Origin of the sequence: Arthrobacter sp. SO3, assembly GCF_020532825.1 — a bacterium.
Taxonomy (GTDB): Bacteria; Actinomycetota; Actinomycetes; order Actinomycetales; family Micrococcaceae; genus Arthrobacter.
On the sequence record NZ_MQTS01000236.1, the window covers coordinates 1 to 751 of the forward strand.

A 751-nucleotide genomic window follows, 5' to 3' on the forward strand; every position below is an offset into this window, starting at 1 on the left:
CGGCAACGCTGCCACGCCGCGCCTTGGAACACCGTGCCGATGGCCTTCTTCAGGCCGCTGTGCGCGTCGGAGATCACCAGCTTCACCCCTTCCAGGCCGCGGGCTTTCAGCGACCGCAGGAACGCGGTCCAGAAGCCCTCGTTCTCGCTGTCGCCGACGTCGAAGCCCAGGACTTCCCGGCGTCCGTCCGCAGCGACGCCGAAGGCGACCACCATCGCCTGGGACACGACGCGGTGCCCGACGCGGGCCTTGCAGTAGGTGGCGTCGAGGAAAACGTACGGGTAGTCCATGGCCGAGAGATCGCGGTCCCGGAACGCACCGACTTCGTGGTCCAGGTCCTCGCAGATCCGGGACACCTCTGACTTGGAAATCCCGGTATCGGCCCCGAGCGCTTTGACCAGATCATCGACCTTCCGCGTGGAGACCCCGTGGAGGTAGGCCTCCATCACAACCGCGTAGAGGGCCTGGTCCACGCGGCGGCGGCGTTCCAGCAGGGCCGGGAAAAACGACCCGTTCCGCAGCTTGGGGATCTTCAGGTTCAGGTCCCCGGCGGTGGTCGTCAAGGTCCTGGGCCGGGACCCGTTGCGTTGGGTGGTCCGTGTCTCGGAGCGTTCGAACGGGGCGGCGCCGATAAACGCGGTCGCCTCGGCCTCGATGAGCTGCTGGTACAGGGTTTCGGTCGCGGCACGGATCCGATCGGAGACGTCGGTGAGTTTCAGTTGGCCAAGAAGGTCAAGCAGGGCAGACTGGT

General features: G+C 66.6%; 1 protein-coding gene. It reads right to left on the bottom strand.

Annotated elements, in window-relative coordinates; genetic code table 11:
- Positions 1-751, bottom strand: a 751-nt coding sequence (locus tag BJQ90_RS20050) for an IS256 family transposase (protein WP_413463723.1), incomplete at both ends; no start/stop codon positions are given.